The organism is Thermovenabulum sp. (genome assembly GCF_049723235.1).
In the GTDB taxonomy this organism is placed as follows: Bacteria; Bacillota; Thermosediminibacteria; order Thermosediminibacterales; family Thermosediminibacteraceae; genus Thermovenabulum.
The window spans coordinates 76,157-91,240 of the sequence record NZ_JBNARB010000003.1 but is presented as its reverse complement, the minus strand read 5'-3'; the positions used below and the strand labels follow the sequence as shown (position 1 = coordinate 91,240).

General features: G+C 47.0%; 22 protein-coding genes. All 22 read left to right on the top strand.

Features of this window, described 5'->3' with window-relative positions; genetic code table 11:
* Positions 1-188: 188 nt before the first annotated feature.
* A complete protein-coding gene (locus tag ACPLOV_RS02630) occupies positions 189-419 on the top strand; it encodes a hypothetical protein (RefSeq protein ID WP_424910559.1) in 231 nt (76 codons plus the stop codon).
* Between the two features lie 134 nt (positions 420-553).
* The gene (locus tag ACPLOV_RS02625) at positions 554-913 is read left to right on the top strand and encodes an HNH endonuclease (protein ID WP_424910558.1); all 360 of its coding nucleotides are present in this window, start codon (positions 554-556) and stop codon (positions 911-913) included.
* Between the two features lie 222 nt (positions 914-1,135).
* Entirely contained in the window at positions 1,136-1,687 is a 552-nt protein-coding gene (locus tag ACPLOV_RS02620; RefSeq protein ID WP_424910557.1) for a P27 family phage terminase small subunit, read from the top strand.
* Positions 1,688-1,843: 156 nt separating this feature from the next.
* Positions 1,844-3,142 carry a site-specific DNA-methyltransferase gene (locus ACPLOV_RS02615; RefSeq protein ID WP_424910556.1) on the top strand — a complete coding sequence of 433 codons (1,299 nt, stop codon included), beginning with the start codon at positions 1,844-1,846 and terminating at the stop codon, positions 3,140-3,142.
* A 5-nt stretch (positions 3,143-3,147) separates the two neighbouring features.
* Positions 3,148-4,401, top strand: a complete 1,254-nt coding sequence (locus ACPLOV_RS02610; protein WP_424910555.1) for a site-specific DNA-methyltransferase — start codon at positions 3,148-3,150, stop codon at positions 4,399-4,401.
* 116 nt (positions 4,402-4,517) lie between these two features.
* Positions 4,518-5,210, top strand: coding sequence for a virulence factor (locus ACPLOV_RS02605; protein ID WP_424910554.1), 693 nt, complete (start codon positions 4,518-4,520; stop codon positions 5,208-5,210).
* Positions 5,203-5,538, top strand: a complete 336-nt coding sequence (locus ACPLOV_RS02600; protein ID WP_424910553.1) for a hypothetical protein — start codon at positions 5,203-5,205, stop codon at positions 5,536-5,538. Before ACPLOV_RS02605 ends, ACPLOV_RS02600 begins: the two co-directional genes overlap by 8 nt.
* On the top strand, positions 5,535-5,765 hold the full coding sequence (locus ACPLOV_RS02595) for a DUF4314 domain-containing protein (RefSeq protein WP_424910552.1): 231 nt from the start codon (positions 5,535-5,537) through the stop codon (positions 5,763-5,765). The genes ACPLOV_RS02600 and ACPLOV_RS02595 overlap by 4 nt, the downstream gene beginning before the upstream one ends.
* A 141-nt stretch (positions 5,766-5,906) precedes the next feature.
* On the top strand, positions 5,907-6,806 hold the full coding sequence (locus tag ACPLOV_RS02590) for an amidoligase family protein (RefSeq protein WP_424910551.1): 900 nt from the start codon (positions 5,907-5,909) through the stop codon (positions 6,804-6,806).
* Between the two features lie 64 nt (positions 6,807-6,870).
* Positions 6,871-7,338: a gamma-glutamylcyclotransferase family protein gene (locus tag ACPLOV_RS02585; protein WP_424910550.1), complete on the top strand. Its 468-nt coding sequence runs from the start codon at positions 6,871-6,873 to the stop codon at positions 7,336-7,338.
* A gap of 3 nt (positions 7,339-7,341) precedes the next feature.
* A complete protein-coding gene (locus ACPLOV_RS02580; protein ID WP_333552863.1) occupies positions 7,342-7,536 on the top strand; it encodes a DUF5049 domain-containing protein in 195 nt (64 codons plus the stop codon).
* Positions 7,537-7,590: 54 nt separating this feature from the next.
* Positions 7,591-9,243, top strand: coding sequence for a terminase large subunit (locus ACPLOV_RS02575; RefSeq protein ID WP_424910549.1), 1,653 nt, complete (start codon positions 7,591-7,593; stop codon positions 9,241-9,243).
* Positions 9,240-10,505 (top strand): phage portal protein, encoded by a 1,266-nt coding sequence (locus ACPLOV_RS02570; RefSeq protein WP_424910548.1) that lies wholly within the window; start codon positions 9,240-9,242, stop codon positions 10,503-10,505. Before ACPLOV_RS02575 ends, ACPLOV_RS02570 begins: the two co-directional genes overlap by 4 nt.
* Positions 10,502-11,227 carry a head maturation protease, ClpP-related gene (locus tag ACPLOV_RS02565; protein ID WP_424910547.1) on the top strand — a complete coding sequence of 242 codons (726 nt, stop codon included), beginning with the start codon at positions 10,502-10,504 and terminating at the stop codon, positions 11,225-11,227. Before ACPLOV_RS02570 ends, ACPLOV_RS02565 begins: the two co-directional genes overlap by 4 nt.
* Positions 11,228-11,240: 13 nt before the next feature.
* Positions 11,241-12,443 carry a phage major capsid protein gene (locus tag ACPLOV_RS02560; RefSeq protein ID WP_424910546.1) on the top strand — a complete coding sequence of 401 codons (1,203 nt, stop codon included), beginning with the start codon at positions 11,241-11,243 and terminating at the stop codon, positions 12,441-12,443.
* A gap of 20 nt (positions 12,444-12,463) precedes the next feature.
* Positions 12,464-12,772 (top strand): head-tail connector protein, encoded by a 309-nt coding sequence (locus tag ACPLOV_RS02555; RefSeq protein ID WP_028306855.1) that lies wholly within the window; start codon positions 12,464-12,466, stop codon positions 12,770-12,772.
* Positions 12,773-12,774: 2 nt separating this feature from the next.
* Positions 12,775-13,110, top strand: coding sequence for a head-tail adaptor protein (locus ACPLOV_RS02550; protein WP_424910545.1), 336 nt, complete (start codon positions 12,775-12,777; stop codon positions 13,108-13,110).
* Positions 13,111-13,127: 17 nt separating this feature from the next.
* Positions 13,128-13,559 carry an HK97 gp10 family phage protein gene (locus ACPLOV_RS02545; RefSeq protein WP_424910544.1) on the top strand — a complete coding sequence of 144 codons (432 nt, stop codon included), beginning with the start codon at positions 13,128-13,130 and terminating at the stop codon, positions 13,557-13,559.
* Positions 13,556-13,900 carry a hypothetical protein gene (locus tag ACPLOV_RS02540; protein ID WP_424910543.1) on the top strand — a complete coding sequence of 115 codons (345 nt, stop codon included), beginning with the start codon at positions 13,556-13,558 and terminating at the stop codon, positions 13,898-13,900. The genes ACPLOV_RS02545 and ACPLOV_RS02540 overlap by 4 nt, the downstream gene beginning before the upstream one ends.
* 5 nt (positions 13,901-13,905) lie before the next feature.
* The gene (locus tag ACPLOV_RS02535; RefSeq protein WP_424910542.1) at positions 13,906-14,505 is read left to right on the top strand and encodes a major tail protein; all 600 of its coding nucleotides are present in this window, start codon (positions 13,906-13,908) and stop codon (positions 14,503-14,505) included.
* Positions 14,505-14,888 (top strand): hypothetical protein, encoded by a 384-nt coding sequence (locus ACPLOV_RS02530; protein ID WP_424910541.1) that lies wholly within the window; start codon positions 14,505-14,507, stop codon positions 14,886-14,888. The genes ACPLOV_RS02535 and ACPLOV_RS02530 overlap by 1 nt, the downstream gene beginning before the upstream one ends.
* Entirely contained in the window at positions 14,885-15,076 is a 192-nt protein-coding gene (locus tag ACPLOV_RS02525) for a hypothetical protein (protein WP_213997470.1), read from the top strand. Before ACPLOV_RS02530 ends, ACPLOV_RS02525 begins: the two co-directional genes overlap by 4 nt.
* Positions 15,077-15,084 lie beyond the last annotated feature (8 nt).

Below are 15,084 nucleotides of genomic sequence, written 5' to 3'. Positions count from 1 at the left end.
ATACACCATTTATGTAATATAAACCCATGTAAATGTTTGGGCCTATTCTGTTTTAAATTTGAAAATGCTTTTTATGCAACGTTAGTGATACAGGAAAAACCGAGGATAGATAATCAGTCCTCGGTTTTTAGTGTTTTTAATCGCCCGTAGGGCGAATTTGTTCTGCCATAAAACAGGAGTGAGGAAAGATGCACGATAAATGTTTTGGCAGTAACGGAAAGAATGGCTGCAATATCCTGACTGTACGCAAGTGTCAGCAAGGTAAATGTTCATTCTATAAAAGCACCCAAGATTTAGAGGAAGACAGGAAAAAGGCCTACCGTTTGCTGGTAGCTTTGCCGCCCGATATGCAGCGGTATATTTCAGATAAGTATTATAACGGCAGGATGCCATGGGTGAAAAGCAATTGTGCTGTTTAGTATTTCCGATGAGATTTTTATGAGATGAAATTCAGTAAAAAACCAAATATAATGGTATTGTGAAAAGTTATGGATAAGCCGTCATGGGATGAACCTGTGAGGGCTTTTTTTATACCCGTAAAGGAGGTGGCCAGATGCCAAGAAAGCCAAAAAGGCCTTGCTCCTTTCCAGGCTGTCCTGAGCTAGCGGGCGGAAGGTACTGTGACACGCATCAAAGGCAAGTGGATGCTTATTACAACAAATACGAACGAGATCCCCAAACAAGAAAACGCTATGACCGGAGATGGAAACGCATCAGGGACAGATATATCTCAGAGCATCCGCTTTGCGAGGAGTGCCAAAAGTACGGAAGGCTTACACCAGCTGAAGAGGTACATCATATTATCCCTTTATCCAAAGGTGGAACCAATGCAGACAGTAACCTTATGAGCCTGTGCAAACAATGCCACTCATCGATTACTGCCCGCGAAGGAGAGCGATGGGCAAGACGGTAGGGGGGTCAAAATCTCTGGTGAAGTAGTTTTGTGCAACGGGCGGGGGGTCACGCGAGAAAAATCGCAGTTTCAAACGGGGTATATACCCTCGTCGTCGCAAACTGCGCTGTGCTCGTTTTGACGCCAGCGTCAAAAGCTCGCCCGTTCCGTTGCTCCTTCTCTCCCCACAAAGCCTGCGGCTTTGCGGGGGCCCCAATTAATCTCAGAATCGAGGTGATGTATATGGCAAAAGACGGTACCAACCGCGGCGGGGCGCGCATTGGCGCAGGACAGAAGAAAAAGCCGCTGGCGGATAAGATTTTGGAAGGAAACCCTGGCAGACGAAAGCTCATGGTAATGGAGTTTACGGATGCTGCGGAACTGGAAGGCCAGAGCATGCCGCCACCAAGGGATTATCTTGCCGCAAAGCAAAAGAACGGCAAAGCAACATTGGCGGTGGAAATATACGAAAAAACATGGCAGTGGCTTAAGGAACGCAGATGTGTTCATCTTATTCCTGCGCAGCTTATAGAGCAATATGCCCAGAGCGTGGCGCGGTGGATCCAGTGCGAGGAATGCATCACCGAATTTGGCTTTCTTGCCAAGCATCCGACGACTGGCAATGCCATCCCGTCGCCTTATGTGGCCATGAGCCAAAGTTTCATGAAGCAGGCCAATAACCTGTGGTATCAGATTTATCAAGTTGTGCGGGAAAACTGTGCTACCGAATACAACGGGGCAACGCCCCACGATGATGTGATGGAAAAACTACTGACAGCCAGGAGGGGTGGCTGATGCATAAAACAAATTCAATCTTTCTTAGAAAACTTAGAAAATATAAAGGCCATTTAACGAGGTAACAGTTTAAGGCCCTGCGGGGACAAGTATTAAACGGAGATTGTGAGGGTGCTAAAAAGGGTCTTGAGAAAATATTGAACAGGAGAATGCAACATGAACATACAAAAAATATCTGTTGACAAACTTAATCCTGCAGAATACAACCCGCGCAAGGATTTAAAACCCGGCGATAAGGAATATGAAAAGCTGAAACGGTCAATAGAGGAATTTGGCTATGTGGAGCCTGTTATCTGGAACCAAAAGACGGGCAATGTGGTAGGCGGGCATCAACGCTTAAAGGTTTTGCTGGACTTGGGACAGACTGAGATAGACTGCGTCGTTGTAGATCTTGACCCGCAGAGAGAAAAAGCGCTTAATCTTGCCCTCAATAAGATTCAGGGAGAGTGGGACGAGAATAAACTGGCCGAGCTAATGGCTGAGTTGGACGCAGGTGCATTTGATGTTTCGCTTACAGGGTTTGACGCTTCTGAAATAGACGAACTGCTTAACCGATGGTATTCCAAAGAGGCGGTACAAGACAGCTTTGACATAGATAAAGCGCATGAGGAAATCATGCAGTGCGAGCCGGTAACGAAGCGGGGCGATATCTGGCTTCTTGGGAATCATCGTTTGATGTGCGGCGACTCTACGAAGGATGAGGATTTTGAGAAGTTAATGGACGGATGTCACGCACAGATGGCAGTGACTTCCCCGCCATATGGGGTAGGTAAAGAATATGAAAAAGCTGGGATTGAGCCATGGTTTGAAACAGTACGCCCAGTGATTAGAAATTTGTGCAGGTATGCAGATATTGTCTGCTGGAACTTAGGTGATTTATATGCAACCGGCTCCCAGTTTATTGAACCAACCAGCGTTTATAGCGTGAATATGTTTTTGGACAACGGTTACCGGCCTATCTGGATCCGTATTTGGAAGAAGCAGGGGCAAAACTTCGGTGTAGGCCCCTATCACCTTGTTTCAAATAAGCCGGTACAGCAGTATGAGTATATTTCAGCCTTCAGTAATAAAGGCGAGACTGAGGAATATAACGATCAGGAATATGTATGGCTTTCGGCCTTTGCGGGACACAGTTATAAATTTGTGAAACGGCTTACAAAGGAAGAACGCAAGAAATGGGGCTATGCGGGCATATGGGAAATGACCACTGTCCGGGCAAACAAGGAACATCCTGCGATGTTCCCTGTAGAACTTCCATGGCGGTGCATCAAAATGCACAGCGACAAGGGAGGTATTGTACTTGAACCGTTCTCTGGTAGCGGAACCACTATAATTGCGGCTGAACAGACCGAGCGTAAATGCTATGCGATGGATTTATCCCCTGTTTACTGTGATTTAGCTGTTAAGCGCTGGGAGGAATTCACCGGTGAAAAAGCCATCAAACTGGAGGGTTAAGATTTATGGATATACTGAAAATACCAGCAGAAAAATTAAAACCTTCTAAATATAATCCGCGAAAAGATTTAAAGCCTGGTGACCCTGAATATGAAAAATTACGTCGGTCTATTGAAGAGTTTGGATATGTAGAGCCGGTCATATGGAACAGGCGAACCGGGAATATCGTCGGCGGTCACCAGCGGTATAAGGTACTGACAGCCTTAGGGTATAAGGAGATCGACTGCGTTGTAGTTGATTTGGATGAGCAGCGGGAAAAGGCGCTCAATGTCGCACTGAATAAAATCAGCGGCGAGTTTGATATTCCGCTTTTGACCGATCTGCTTATGGACTTGAATGAAGATGGCTTTGACATTTCCCTTACCGGGTTTGATGCCGCGGAAATCGATGAGTTGTTCCGCGATAAAACAACCACAAATGTCAAAGAGGATAATTTCGATGCAGAAAAGGCAGCAGCAGAGATTAAAGCTCCGGTTACCAAAAAGGGCGATATATGGACGCTTGGCGGCCACCGGCTGATGTGCGGTGATAGCACCCTGCTTTCAGATGTGCAAAAGCTGATGGATGGCCAAAAGGCGAGGTTTGTTTTCACTGACCCGCCTTGGAACGTGGATTATGGTTCAGATACCAAGCATCCGAGCTGGAAGCCAAGGCAAATTCTAAATGACAAGATGAGCACCGAAGAATTCGGCGCTTTTTTATTGCGCGCTTTTAATTGCATGAAAGAGGTTTCTGAAGCCGGATGCATGACCTATGTGGTAATGAGTGCTCAGGAATGGGGCAGTTTGATGAACGTCATGCGGGAGGTAGGGTATCACTGGTCGAGCACAATTATATGGAAAAAGGACAGCCTGGTACTATCCAGAAAGGACTATCATACCCAGTATGAGCCGATCTGGTATGGCTGGCTTGAAGGGGCACGTCTTTGCCCGCTTAAAGACCGTAAACAGTCAGATGTTTGGGAGATCCCCCGTCCTAAAGTATCGGAGGAGCACCCCACCATGAAGCCGGTTTCGCTTGTAGCAAAGGCAATGCTCAACAGTTCCCATACTGGAGATTTAGCCCTTGACCTGTTCGGTGGTTCTGGTACGACAATGATTGCGGCGCAGCAGACCGGGCGGGTTTGTTTTATGATGGAGCTTGACCCGAAATACTGCGATGTGATTGTAAAGCGCTATGTTTCACAATTTGGAGCAGATTCAGTATTCTTGGTATCAGGTAGCGAAAAAATTCCTTACGCGGAAACACAGATTGCTTAAAAATGTTCTTGCTTTCCCCTCAAAACAGAGCGTTAATGTACCCCACCAAAAAGGAAAGGTGGGATTTTTTATGGGAATCAGAAATGTTTTAGCTTGTTTGAGGGGAGGTGTATGGCATGAACAATAACAGCTTTCGCTTTTCACAGAAGGTTGTCGGTCAGGAGAGAAAAGCTATTGCCTCAGTCATAGCTGAAGCCCTTGAAGGCCAGGTACGCTATACTGGAGCACCGGGGTTTATGTATGAGGTTAACGATGAGAAATCCGCTGGCAGCTGGACGGTTGACAGGGACAGTGTGGTTCACTCACCGAAAATCAGTCTTAATGAAATCAAAAGCATCCGTCCTATTATTGACGCGCTGAATATGGCGGGCTTATCAGCAGAGGGAACCATGACAATTACTCTTTTTTTAGAGGGCTTTGGCGAGACAAGCCTTGAAAACCTTAGAAATATGCTGGCCAGCAAAGAGACGTTAATTAAGAAAGCGCTGTCGCTTGACCGAGAACTTGAAGTATTCATTGAAAATGATGAGATTGCCTTCTCTTTCTGGAACGCAACCCTAAATGCCGACGAGGTACAGACGTATATAACGCTGGCAAAGCAGATGGCAGAACAGGCAAAAGCGCAGAAGCGTGTGCTGCGCATTGAAAAACCGGCAGATAATGAAAAATATGCTTTTCGCTGTTTCCTGCTTAGGTTGGGATTTATAGGTGATAACTTCAAAACTGAACGCAAGGTACTGCTTTCAAGACTGGTTGGAAACGGGGCGTACCGGAAAGGCAGAGTAAAGGCGGTGGACGAAAATGAATAATTTTCATAGCACTGCTTTCTTTGTCAAGCATCCGTTTAGGATTGAGGATCTAAAAGTGCCGCATCGGCATGATATGAGGAAACGATTTACAGTTGTAAAAACCATTGAGCTTTCAAAAATTGACTATGATAACTTCGTTGCCGACCTGTGCGTTGACCGCACATTTATTGAGAAAAACAAAGGGCTTTGCAGAATTGACGAGGACGGAGTATGGCTTTGCTTGCTGGTTAAGCAACGGGGACAGCCTGACGGAGTGCTGGTAATGCCGGACGGTAGTGATTATCCAAAGTACGCTGCATATTATCATGGAGAGGAGGACGAGCAATGAGCACAAGAGGCTTTCCTTCAAAAGAAACAGTCCTCCGCCTTAAAGAGCAGTATCCGCCGGGAACACGAGTTGAGCTTATATGCATGGATGATCCGTACTCTATGCTGAAACCGGGAGACCGAGGTACAGTTTCTTTTGTGGACGATATCGGTACCATTCATATCAACTGGGACTGCGGTTCTTCTCTGGGTGCAGCTTATGGTGTAGATATGATCAAAAAGCTGTAAATGTTCACAAATTAAGATGCGAAAAATCGTCCAAAATCCAGCGGAAACTCATGCAGAATTGCCTTGCTATCCTGTGTTTTCAATGGCCTAATGTACACTGCCAAAAGGCAGAAAACACAGAGAAAGCGAGGAGAAAACGCAATGCTTACAACGAGATTTGGAATCGAGGTAGAATTAACGGGGATTACAAGGAAACAGGCGGCCAAAACTGCAGCAGCTTTTCTTGGCGGAAGGATCGAATCCAGCGGAGATTACTACGACACTCAAAAGGTTATTGCACCGGATGGACGGGTATGGAAATTCATGAGCGACGGGAGCATCCGAACACAGAAAAAGGAAAGCGGACGGATTGTAGCGGCAGGCCGGGAATACAGTGTCGAGCTGGTAAGCCCGATACTGACATACCGCGAGGACACTGAAACCCTGCAGGAATTGATAAGGAGGCTTCGCAAGGCGGGAGGTTTTGCAAACACAAGCTGCGGAATCCATATCCACATAGACGGAGCAAACCACACGCCGCGAAGCATCCGAAACTTCATCAACATTATAGCCAGCAAGAACGACCTTTTCTATAAGGCATTGCAGATTGAGCCGGATAGGATGCGGTTTTGCAAGAAGATGGATGAGGCGCTGGTTGAAAAGATGAACCGACGCAAGCCCAAAACCATGGCGGCGATTGAGAGTATATGGTACGAAGGTTACAGCGAAAGCCGGAGCACCCATTACCACAACAGCAGGTACCATTTTCTGAACCTGCACAGTTTTTTTAACGGCAACGGGACTATTGAGCTTCGCGGTTTTAACAGCGAGCTTCACGCGGGGAAAATCAGAAGCTATATAGTGCTTGCCTTGGCACTAAACCATCAAGCGTTAACCCAAAAATGCGCTTCCAGCAAGAAGCCACAGGTTGAAAACGAGAAATTTGCCATGCGGACATACCTCAACCGCATAGGGCTTATCGGTGACGAGTTCCAAAACTGCCGGGAGCACCTTTGCAAACATCTCGACGGCAACGCGGCATGGCGGTTTCGGGCAGCATAGATAACCGGGCGCTGGGGGCGTAGAGCCGCCCCTAGTCTTCGGTAAACACAAGGAGGATGATACTATGAGCAAAGAAAAAGGAACAATATATTTAGCATACGGAAGCAACCTGAATTTGAAGCAGATGGCATACCGCTGTCCAACGGCGAAGGTGCTGGGAAGTGCAAAACTCACAGGATACCGGCTGTTATTCAGAGGCGGGAACGGCGGCGCAGTAGCGACGATAGAAAAGCAAAAAGGTGAAAGTGTACCGGTACTGCTTTGGAAAATCACGCTTTATGACGAGGAAGCGCTGGACCGATATGAAGGCTACCCGCATCTATACCGGAAAGAAATGGTTAAGGTGCGTTTCAAAGGGCGGTGGGTATCCGCAATGGTATATATCATGAATGAGGGCAGACCACTGGGAGCACCGGGTCGTTACTATTACGAGGTGATTCGCCAGGGATATATTGACGCGGGCTTTGATATTTCAGTTCTCAATAAAGCGGTAAGCGATTCAGTTTCAGCGGCAGAGATGTCTGAGGTGTAGGACATGGGTAACGAAAATCTGATAACTGATAAGATTTACCGGCAGATAATTGTCATACGGGACAGCGGTGTCTGCAATATGTTTGATTTGCCAAGAGTGCAGGAGGAGGCATACAAAAAGGGTTTTTATGAATTGGTGGTATTTCTTAATGAACACAAGAAAGAATATGCCGAGTTTATCCTGACAGGCAAACGATAACGATAATAACGTAACAGATTTCATAGAAATCCACTAATGAGAGGAACTTCGTCCATGAGGTTCCTTTTTTCTTGCTCAACTTTAGGAAAGGAGGCGGCAAAGCTGCGGAAGTTAAAACGGTATAAACCAACAAAGTTTATGGCGGAAGGTTCCCGATACGACAAGGAAGCGGCGGATGCCGCTGTTACTTTTATAAACTGCCTGAAGCATACCAAGGGCGAATGGTATGGGATGCCTTTTGAACTCATTGACTGGCAGGAGCAGATTGTCCGGGATATATTCGGCATCTTGAAACCCAACGGATACCGACAGTTTAACACTGCCTATATAGAAATCCCAAAAAAGCAGGGTAAGAGCGAGCTTGCAGCGGCAATCGCTTTATACCTGACATGCGGTGATTTCGAGCATGGTGGCGAGGTTTACGGGTGTGCATCTGACCGTCAGCAGGCATCCATTGTTTTCGACGTTGCGGTAGATATGGTGGAACAGTGTTCGGCATTAAAGTCCCGGATTAAACCGATGCTGTCGCAGAAGCGGCTGGTATATAAACCGTTAGGCAGTTTTTATCAGGTGCTTTCAGCGGAGGCATATACGAAACATGGGCTAAACGTCCATGGTGTGGTATTTGACGAACTTCATGCCCAGCCAAACCGGGATCTTTATGATGTAATGCTTCACGGATCTGGCGATGCAAGAAAGCAGCCGCTGTTTTTCCTGATTACAACTGCTGGCACCGACCGCAATTCCATCTGCTGGGAAGTGCATCAAAAGGCAGAGGATATTCTGCAGGGGCGCAAGATAGATCCGACTTTCTACCCTGTTATCTACAGCGCAGCTGATACTGACGACTGGACAAGTGAAAAGGTGTGGAGAAAGGTTAATCCGTCACTAGGCATTACAGTGGATATCGAAAAACTAAGGGTGGCTTGTGAAAGTGCCAAGCAAAACCCCGCAGAGGAAAATTTATTCCGTCAGCTCCGCTTAAATCAGTGGGTGAAACAATCGGTGCGCTGGATGCCAATGGATAAATGGGATAAGTGTGCATTTCCTGTTGATGCGGAAAAATTGCGCGGTAGAACCTGTTACGGTGGACTTGACCTGTCATCTACTACCGATATTACTGCATTTGTACTGGTGTTTCCGCCGCTTGATGAATCGGACAAATATCAGATTCTGCCTTTTTTCTGGATGCCGGAGGAGAATATCGATCAGCGTGTGCGGAGAGATCATGTACCTTATGATGTCTGGGAGCGACAAGGCTTTTTATATACCACTGAGGGTAACGTGGTGCATTACGGTTTTATCGAGACTTTTATTGAGGAGTTCGGGATGAAATATAACATTAAAGAAATAGCCTTTGACCGCTGGGGGGCAATTCAGATGACGCAAAACCTCGAGGCCTTGGGCTTTACGGTTGTTCCGTTCGGTCAGGGTTTTAAGGATATGTCGCCGCCTACAAAAGAGTTGATGAAGCTGACATTGGAAGAACGCATCGCCCATGGTGGTAATCCAGTACTACGCTGGATGATGGACAATATCTATGTTAAAACAGATCCCGCTGGAAACATAAAGCCAGATAAAGAAAAGTCCACCGAGAGAATAGATGGTGCGGTAGCGTTAATTATGGCGCTTGACCGCGCGTTAAGACATGGAGGAGATGTCCGCAACGGATCAATTTATGATGAAAGGGGGCTGCTGATCATATGAGTGTATTTTCCCGCCTATTCAAAGCAAGGGACAAGCCGAAAAACAGCCTGTTCGGCAACACATACAGCTTTTTCTTCGGTGGCACATCCAGCGGAAAGGCTGTCAATGAGCGGACGGCCATGCAGACAACGGCAGTGTATGCCTGTGTAAGAATACTTGCAGAGGCCATCGCCGGGCTTCCGCTTCATGTATACCGGTACAAAGAAGACGGTGGCAAAGAAAAAGCGCTGACCCACCCGCTGTATTACTTGCTCCATGACGAGCCAAACCCTGAGATGACTTCATTCGTGTTCCGGGAAACACTGATGAGTCATCTTCTTTTATGGGGAAATGCTTACGCTCAGATTATCAGGGACGGTTCCGGACGAGTGCTGGCGCTTTATCCCCTTTTGCCAAACAAAATGACGGTAGACAGGGCTCCAAACGGAGAGCTGTTTTACACTTATCGACGCGATAGCGATGAAAGCAGGGTAAATCCGAAGGCAGGCCTTATATACCTGCGAAGTGACGAGGTGCTTCACATCCCAGGACTCGGTTTTGACGGGCTGATCGGATACTCCCCTATTGCTATGGCCAAGAACGCCATAGGCATGGCTATTGCCTGTGAAGAGTACGGTGCATCCTTTTTTGCCAACGGTGCAAATCCCGGCGGTGTGTTGGAACACCCCGGAGTATTAAAAGATCCGGCAAAGGTGCGTGAAAGCTGGAACGCTGTCTATCAAGGAAGTGCTAATGCTCACCGCATTGCAGTTCTGGAAGAGGGTATGAAGTTTCAGCCAATCGGTATTCCACCCGAACAGGCACAGTTTTTGGAGACAAGAAAGTTCCAGATAAACGAGATTGCCCGGATATTCCGCGTGCCTCCCCATATGGTAGGAGATCTTGAAAAGTCAAGTTTTTCAAACATCGAGCAGCAGTCTCTGGAATTTGTCAAATACACGCTTGACCCGTGGGTAGTGCGCTGGGAACAGGCTCTACAAAAAGCACTGCTTTTACCGTCAGAGAAGCGGACATATTTTGTCAAATTCAATGTAGACGGCCTTCTGCGCGGTGATTATGCAAGCCGCATGAACGGCTATGCTGTAGCTCGTCAGAACGGCTGGATGAGCGCAAATGATATCCGCGAGCTTGAGGACATGAATCGGATCCCAGCGGAGTTGGGTGGGGATCTGTATCTTGTCAACGGTAACATGACCAAGCTTGCCGATGCAGGTGCATTTGCAGGCAAAACCAATGCTGAAACGGAGGGATCAAAAAGATGAGCAAATCACAAAAACCAAGGCCGGTTCGCCGCTTTTGGAACTGGATACAAAACGATGATGGCAGCCGGACATTATATATTGACGGACCAATAGCCGAAGAAAGCTGGCTGGGAGACGAAGTAACTCCCAAACAGTTCAAATCAGAGCTGTTGTCCGGAGAGGGTGATATAACGATCTGGATCAACAGCCCGGGCGGCGATATATTTGCAGCCAATCAAATTTATAACATGCTGATGGATTACAAAGGAAAAGTAACGGTAAAGATTGACGGTATTGCGGCCAGCGCCGCTTCGGTCATAGCCATGGCCGGAGGCGATGTCTTTATGTCACCTGTCAGCATGATGATGATTCACAATCCAATGACAATAGCCATAGGCGATACAGAGGAAATGGAAAAAGCCATCGCAATGCTGGAGGAAATAAAGGAATCCATCATCAACGCTTATGAGCTGAAAACCGGACTTTCCAGGGCAAAAATATCGCACCTTATGGATGCCGAAAGCTGGTTTAATGCAAGAAAAGCGGTGGAACTTGGCTTTGCCGATGGCATCTTGTTTATGGAAGATGAATCATTTCCATCCGAATTTGAAATATCAGGAGGAATGATCTTCAGTAGGCAGGCAGTAACAAATTCTATCCTGCAAAAGCTTAAACCCAAAGATAAACCAAAAGGAACACCGATTGAGTCGCTTGAAAAGCGGCTTTTTTTATTAAAACCATAAGGAGGATTTGATTATGAGCAAAATACTGGAACTGCGTGAAAAACGCGCGAAAATATGGGAAGCTGCTAAGGCTTTCCTTGATAGCAAACGCGGGAACGACGGACTGCTTTCACCGGAGGACACCGCGACTTATGAAAAAATGGAAGCCGATGTTATTGCGCTGGGCAAAGAAATAGAACGTCTCGAGCGTCAGGCTGCCATAGATTTGGAACTGTCTAAACCGTTGAATATTCCCATTACAGACAAACCCACTTCCATATCTGGCAACAATGAAAAAACCGGACGTGCCAGTGATGAGTACAGGCAGTCATTCTGGAACATGATGCGCGGCAGGCGCAAATATGACGTGCATAACGCGCTGCAGATTGGAGAGGACACCGAAGGTGGATATCTTGTCCCCGACGACTTTGAGCGTACTCTTGTGGAAGCGCTGGAGGAGGAGAATATATTTAGGCAGATTGCCAATGTTATTACTACGTCCAGCGGCGACAAGAAAATTCCTGTAGTGGCAAGCAAGGGCACTGCATCCTGGGTAGATGAGGAAGGCCAGATTCCGGAAAGCGACGACTCCTTTGCACAGGTATCCATCGGCGCATATAAGCTGGCTACTATGATCAAGGTGTCAGAGGAACTGTTAAACGACAGTGTATTTAACCTTGAACAGTATATCGCCAAAGAGTTCGCCCGCCGCATCGGAGCAAAAGAGGAGGAAGCATTCTTTATAGGCGACGGATCTGGCAAGCCAACCGGTATCTTGGCGAATAACGGCGGTGGCGAAATAGGAGTAACCGCGGCAAGCGCGACAGCCATTACCCTTGACGAGATCATGGACTTGTTCTACAGCCTAAAGTCTCCGTACCGTAGGAATGCTGTATTCATTATGAATGATTCGACAATTAAAGCTATAAGGAAACTTAAAGACAACAACGGTCAGTATCTCTGGCAGCCTTCTGTAACTGCTGGAACACCGGACACTATCCTCAATCGTCCAGTTAAGACGTCTGCATTCATGCCTGCCATTGCCGCTGGAGCAAAGACAATTGTATTTGGTGATTTTTCCTACTACTGGGTGGCAGATCGCCAAGGCAGGGTTTTTAAGCGGCTCAATGAGTTGTATGCTGCGACCGGACAAGTAGGATTCATGGCAACCCAGCGTGTAGATGGCAAGCTAGTGCTGGCAGAAGCAGTCAAGATACTGCAGCAGAAATCAGCTTAATGAAAACGGAGGGCTGCGGCATGGAACTTTTGGAGAAGGTTAAAGCAAACCTCATATTGCAACACAACGAAGATGACGCACTTTTACAAGAGTATATCAAAGCCGCAGTGGCCTATGCAGAAAGTTATCAGAAAAAGCCGGAAGGATATTATGCCGAAAACCCAATGCCGCCTACTACTGAGCAGGCTGTCATTATGCTGTCGAGCCATTTCTACGAAAGCAGGGATGGCTCGACGGCTGGCTTTTTTGGGGATAGTGTGCAGGCAGGACAGCAGGTATGGAATACAGTTAACCTTTTGTTGCGGCTTGACCGGGATTGGAAGGTGTAAATATGGGCTTTGGTAACATGAAAACTTTCGTGGACATTATCTCAACCAAGCCGGTTAAGGATAGTGAGGGGTTTGCTGAAAAAGGTGATGTCATTCTCGCTTCAATAAGGGCATACAAGGAAGACAGGCATGGCAGTGAAAAATGGGCAAACAGGGCGGCGTTTTCGCAGGCGTCTGCCCTGTTTCGCTTCCGTAAGATACCTAACCTGGAAGTTACCACAGATCTTGTACTCGTTTGCAGCGATGGCAGGTACAATATTATCAGTGTTGAGGACGTAAAAGGGCGCGGAATGTATATTGAGGTGCTTGCGGAAAAGGTGAAATCAAGCAAAGCATAAGAGGAGGTGGCTGCAAAGTGGCTAAGGTGGAAGTTAAAATGCCGGAAGAGTTCTTGTTCAGGCTTTCCAGACTTGGAGAAAGGACAGATGAAATAATACCTAAGGTATTGGAAGCAGGCGGAGAAGTGGTTCTTTCAAAAGTAAAGTCCAACCTGCAGTCGGTCATCGGAAGCGGCACTAAATACCCGTCCAGGGCAACCGGTGAATTGGTAAATGCTTTGGGATTATCTCCTGCTAAACAGGACAGGGATGGAAACCACAACATAAAAGTCGGCTTTACAGAACCAAGGAAAGATGGGGAAAGCAATGCGAAGATTGCTAATATTATCGAATACGGCAAGTCCGGGCAGCCTCCAAGACCCTTTTTGAAACCTGCAAAATCAGCTACAAGGAAGTCTTGCATCGAAGCAATGAAAACAAGGCTGGAACAGGAGCTGGGGCGGATATGAGCATATTATCAGAGTTAAATTCGTTATTGTATGTTTTGGGTATCCCCGTTGAAACCGGAGTTTTTAGCGGTGTACCGCCAGATGAGTACCTTGTCATTACTCCGATGACAGATACATTTGAGGTTTTTGCAGACAACCGGCCTCAGGCTGAAACCCAGGAGGTACGGTTGTCTTTATTTATAAAGGGAAACTACACTGCCCGTAAAAACGAAATAGTGAGCACATTGCTTCAAGCGGGCTTTACCATTACCGACAGGCGGTATATTGGCCATGAGGACGATACCGGCTATCACCACTATGCCATTGATGTGGCAAAAGAATATGAAATAAAGGAGGAATGAAAGGCATGGCTACAATCGGACTGGACAGGTTATATTACGCTAAAATAACCGAGAATGAAAACGGAGAAGAGACTTATGACACGCCTGTTCCGCTGGCTAAGGCGATTACGGCGGAGCTTTCGGTGGAACTGGCCGAGGCGACGCTTTATGCCGATGACGGAGCGGCAGAAGTAGTCAAGGAGTTTCAAAGCGGCACCTTATCTCTCGGTGTTGCGGATATCGGCGCTGCCGCTGCAGAGGTTTTGACAGGAGCCACCCTTGACGACAACAAGGTGCTGATTTCTGCCAGTGAGGATGGGGGCGCGCCTGTGGCAATTGGCTTTAGAGCCAAGAAAGCTAACGGCAAGTACCGGTACTTTTGGCTGTATAGAGTAAAATTCGGTATCCCGGCGACAAATCTGCAAACGAAAGGTGATAGCATCACCTTTTCGACACCCACCATTGAAGGGACAGTCATGAGACGTAACAAACCAGATGGCCAAGGTAAACATCCCTGGAAGGCGGAGGTCAGCGAAGACGACCCCGGTGTATCGCCTGAAACCATTACCGGCTGGTATACGGAAGTTTATGAGCCGGTATTTGCTGTGGGAGGAGGCAGCGAATAATGCAGGATAATGACAGAAGCGCAATTATCAAAATCGGCGATGAAGAATATCAGCTTATTCTAACCACTAAAGCGACAAAGGAGATTGCAAAAAGGTACGGCGGTCTTGAAAACCTCGGCACGAAACTGATGAAAACCGAGAACTTCGAGATGGCTCTTGACGAAGTGGTATGGCTGATTACACTGCTGGCCAACCAGAGCATTTTGATACACAACCTCAAAAATCAGGATAAGTGTGAACTCCTGACTGAAGAGACAGTGGAACTTCTCACATCTCCTTTGGAACTGGCAGCATATAAAGACGCTATCATGGAAGCAATGTTCAAGGGTACCAAAAGAAACGTTGAAAGTGAGGATGACTTAAAAAACACACCGGCCGAGTGAGCGATGAGGAATTGTTCACTCGGCTTTTATATTACGGCACTGTCCAGCTCAACCGTTCAGAGGAAGAAGTATGGCTCATGCCTATTGGGTACCTGCTTGATTTATGGGAGTGCCATAAGCAGTTTTTAGGGCTGGCCAAACCAAAGCGTATGCTGACCATTGATGATGTGATACCTTATGGAATCTAAAAATTTTG